A 3,171-nucleotide genomic window follows, 5' to 3' on the forward strand; every position below is an offset into this window, starting at 1 on the left:
ATCAAATTGGTATGTTGTTACAAGATACTCTGTTATTTGACACTACAGTACAAGAAAATATTGCTTTGACCATGCCTGATGCCACACCATCCGAGATTGTGGAGGCTGCTAAAATTGCTTGTGCCCATGATTTCATTATGAATTTGCCGTCGGGTTATGAAACTCGTGTTGGAGAGAGGGGTTCAGCTTTATCTGGTGGACAAAGACAACGAATTGCTCTAGCTCGGACTGTACTACAAAACCCACCACTGTTGATTCTGGATGAAGCTACCAGCGCACTTGACTATGCTACTGAACGTCAGGTGTGCTTGAATCTAGCCCAAGTATTTAAGGGAAGGACAGTATTTTTTATTACCCACAGGCTAGGAACAATTCAAAATGCCGATGTGATTTTGATGATGAGCCAAGGACGAATTGCAGAACAGGGAACTCATGCAGAACTTATGGCTTTAACAGGGCTTTACTATTGCTTATACCAACAACAGGAAGTAGGAGGGAGGGAGTGAGGGAGGGAGTGAGGGAGGGAAAACTTATCTGTTTTTATTGGCAGAGATGACCCATTTATCTGAGTTATGAATCATTGTAACGAGCATACCTAGAATTGAATTATATGTTTTGTAAAGTTCACGCCCTGTTTCAGCACTTAGATAATTACATTCAACAGCAAACTCAATCCATGTTTGAGTTTCGGCAGCTTCAGCAGAAGAGTCACTTAGCTTGGCTACAAATGCTGCTTCATAAAGACGTTTGCGCCAAGCTTCCGCTAAATTGGCACATACAGAACGAGATGAGCGACGAATTTGATCGGTCAAAGAATATCTTTCTTCAACAGGAAACTTTTTTGATAACTCAAAAATAGACATTGCTGCATTAAACGCCATTTGGTAAACTTCTAAATCTCTTTGGCTTTTTAAGGATTCTCTAGTCATTTCTCAATCGATACAATAGTTTGGTTTGATAATTTGTTCAGCAAAAGTTCTTATTTTACTATTTACTAATCTAATTCTATAAGAAAATTATGAGTATTAATAATGGCAATGGAAACGGTAAGTTTATAAATAGTGTAAGTAACGAACCCCTTTCCCAATCACAACCTAAAACTTCTCTCACTCCCTCGCCCCCTCACTCCCTCACTCCCTCACTCTCCCCCCCTCCCCGTTATATTCCTAAATTTGAGCAACCTGTAATTCTTCGGCAATCCCGAAAATGGTCACGCGCTATCCTCTGGGGTTTGATGGGTGTTACAACTGGTACAATCATTTGGGCAAACTTCGCTAAAATTGAAGAAGCAGTTTCTGCTACTGGTAAGTTAGAGCCGACAGGTACAGTTAAAGAAATACAGGCTCCTGTTGGTGGCGTAGTTAAAGAAATTTATGTTGAAGATGGACAGCAAGTTAAACTTGGTGAGCATCTTCTCAGCCTTGACCCCACTACTGCTAATGCCCAACTTGACTCCTTAAAGAAAATTCGCTCATCTCTAATTCAAGAAAATCAATTTTATCAATCTCAAATGACAGGTGGAGCTACAGTTACTGCCACCGATGTTAAAGTTTCAAATCAAATGCTTGACCTGACCAAAAGCCGGGCAGCAATAGTAGCAGAGAACCGATTATATCGCGCTCAACTAGATGGTACAGGTTCTAGCAGTGGACTTTCTATAGAACAAAAAGAGCGCCTAGTATCCACTTCTTCGGAATTAGATGCGCGTGTAACTGCTGCAAAGCTGGAAGTTGATCAATTAAGTCGCCAATCCAAGCAAACTGAGATAAAGCTGGCTGCTACTAAAGACACCTTGGTAATGAACCGAGGTATTCTTGATAATATTACCCCGTTAATGAATGATGGGGCGATTTCTAAGATTCAATATTTCAAGCAGCAAGAAGAAGTCAGAAACGCTCAATCTGAAATTGACCAGCTTACCCAAGAGGGATTGCGTTTACAATCTGCTATTAATCAAGCACAAGCTAAGTTGCAATCAACTGTAGCTATTTCTCGTAAAGATTGGCTCACCCAAATTGCAGATAATAACAAAAAAATTGCTGAAATTGATTCTCAGTTGACTAAAGCCATAGTCGAAAATAATAAGAAAATTGCCGAAAATGATTCTCAGTTGAGTCAAACTCAAATGAATCTTCAATATCAGTCAATTAATTCCCCAGTTAATGGTACAGTATTTGAACTGAAAGCACATACACCAGGATTTGTAGTGACATCTAGCGAACCAATTCTGAAAGTTGTTCCTGATGATGCTCTGGTAGCTAAAGTCTACATCACCAATAAAGATATTGGTTTTGTTAAAGAGGGGATGACGGTAGATGTGAGAATTGACTCATTTCCTTTTAGTGAATTTGGTGATGTCAAAGGTAAGCTAGCATGGATTGGAAATGATGCATTACCACCAGACCAAATTTATCCTTTCTATCGTTTTCCTGCTAAGGTACGGCTGGAGCGACAGTCAATTTCTATTAATGGACGTAAAGTACTTCTGCAATCTGGAATGTCAGTTAGTGGTAATATTAAACTGCGAGAACGGACAGTAATGAGTATCTTTACTGATATGTTTAGCTCTAGTGTTGAAAGCCTTAAGTTTGTTCGCTAAGTTAGTAAATGTGCTTTGAATCATAATTTCTCATGAAATTGGCAATTCTTCCTCTTGTTGCAGATAATAGTTTTAGAGCTAATTATTTAAGAGGTTGATTGTGGTCTTTGCTCAAACCAGTCCCTGTGATGTAATAACAACTCGCCTGACGTTAGACGAGTACCGGGCTATGGAAGAAACAAACCCAGAACGCCATGAATACCGCAACGGAGAAGTTATTACTATGTCGGGAGGTTCGGAATCTCATAGTGCGATTGCCAGCAACTTCTTAATTTACTTAGGGTTTTTACTAAGAGACACCGATTTCCGTTTGTATAATAGCGACTTGCGAGTTTGGATTCCTGAATATCAGTGTGGTACTTATACAGATTTGATGGTTGTTAATGGTGAACCAGAGTTCAATGGCAATCGCAATGATGAAATTCTCAATCCAATACTGATTGTCGAAGTTCTATCACCCTCTACTGAAGCATACGACCGAGGGGACAAGTTCAGAAAATATCGCTCTATTGCACGCTTTTGTGAATATCTGCTTGTAAGCCAAACTGAACCCTACATTGAGCAATATCACA

Annotated in this window: 4 protein-coding genes; 3 read left to right on the forward strand and 1 reads right to left on the reverse strand. The window is 39.7% G+C overall.

The window, feature by feature from the left end; genetic code table 11:
- Positions 1–506 (forward strand): ATP-binding cassette domain-containing protein (locus LC574_RS33125; protein WP_229457825.1); only part of this gene is annotated, 506 nt, incomplete at its 5' end.
- Between the two features lie 24 nt (positions 507–530).
- Here LC574_RS33125 and LC574_RS33130 read toward each other — a convergent pair.
- Positions 531–929 (reverse strand): four helix bundle protein, encoded by a 399-nt coding sequence (locus LC574_RS33130; protein WP_229457826.1) that lies wholly within the window; start codon positions 927–929, stop codon positions 531–533.
- 89 nt (positions 930–1,018) lie between these two features.
- Between LC574_RS33130 and LC574_RS33135 the strand changes: the two genes are divergently transcribed.
- Together LC574_RS33135 and LC574_RS33140 are read left to right on the forward strand one after the other, a co-directional pair.
- Positions 1,019–2,599 carry an HlyD family type I secretion periplasmic adaptor subunit gene (locus LC574_RS33135; protein ID WP_229457827.1) on the forward strand — a complete coding sequence of 527 codons (1,581 nt, stop codon included), beginning with the start codon at positions 1,019–1,021 and terminating at the stop codon, positions 2,597–2,599.
- 100 nt (positions 2,600–2,699) lie between these two features.
- Positions 2,700–3,171 (forward strand): Uma2 family endonuclease (locus LC574_RS33140; protein WP_229457828.1); only part of this gene is annotated, 472 nt, incomplete at its 3' end.

Origin of the sequence: Nostoc sp. CHAB 5715, from assembly GCF_020829685.1 — a bacterium.
Lineage (GTDB): Bacteria > Cyanobacteriota > Cyanobacteriia > Cyanobacteriales > Nostocaceae > Nostoc.